General features: G+C 53.5%; 1 protein-coding gene. It reads right to left on the bottom strand.

The window, feature by feature from the left end:
* Positions 1 to 268: 268 nt before the first annotated feature.
* Positions 269 to 1,024: ribulose bisphosphate carboxylase/oxygenase activase (locus AC007G_RS28280; RefSeq protein ID WP_479466763.1), on the bottom strand; the 756-nt coding region annotated here is incomplete at its 5' end.

Below are 1,024 nucleotides of genomic sequence, written 5' to 3'. Positions count from 1 at the left end.
GAAAATCATAGCTCATGACAGCAATCAACCAAAGCTATGAACACTTAGAATTATCTAGACACGATTTGCAGAAGAAACAAGTTCAAAATCAAGACACAAAAATGAACACAACAAACTGCTTAGTATCCAACCATATGAGCATCGATCATCAGCCATTATTGAAAGATCCATCTTCGACTCGGATCGATTTGCGACGAGACGTATGGGATCAGCGCAACCTTAACGCAGACAAACAAACGATAAAACATTTGTCTGTCTAAGAGCGGAATTAGTAAGCCCCCCGATCCATGGCATCCCGGTTGGCATCTCCGAGCGCCGCATCCTTGAGATATTTGTCGGCAAGCTGCACCCTCTTCACGTTCTCCTGCTCCTGGACCAGCATGTGCCCGTATTCGAGCAACTTCGCTAGAGTCATCTTGGGTTGTTCGAATGTCGGAGGACCTTCCCTTGAGTTCACAAGCTTCTTCCCGATCGACTCCACTCCCACTCCACTAATCCATCCCCGAACTTCGTCGTCGTACACTCTCGCCCTCAAAGCACCGAAGAAATCGATGGATTGGCCGGGGAAGGTGTCGACAAGTACGACGATGTCGTCGTCGGCCACACCGTCGGTGCGGAAAATACCCTTGCAGACGCCGATACGGTCCTCGCGAGTGGGCGCCCAATAGAACTTCTCCATACGGCCGTCACGGATGAGGGGCGCGTACAAGGTGGAGAAGTCGTTTCCGGTGACGATGATGGGGACGCGGGGGTTGTCCTCCTTGTTGTACATGCCCGGCAGCTGCACGTTCGTCGGGTTGTCCGCGATGTTCATAAGGGTCGCGTTAACCATCTGGTTGTTCACCGTGTACTGCGTCGTCCCGCCCATCCGCCCGGCACCCGCGTCCAGATCGTTGATGAATAGGCAGCACATCTTCCCCTTCTTGATCCTGTCCGCCGCCTCACGGTACCGTTGCCGGATCAATTTCGCCGGCTCCCCCGCGTTCCCGCTCTCCAATTCTCCGGCGCTCATCATGATCGGGTT

The organism is Klebsiella sp. CSG-1 (genome assembly GCF_056521145.1).
The sequence above is the reverse complement of the archived record's forward strand: the minus strand, read 5'-3'. Positions and strand labels throughout refer to the sequence as shown.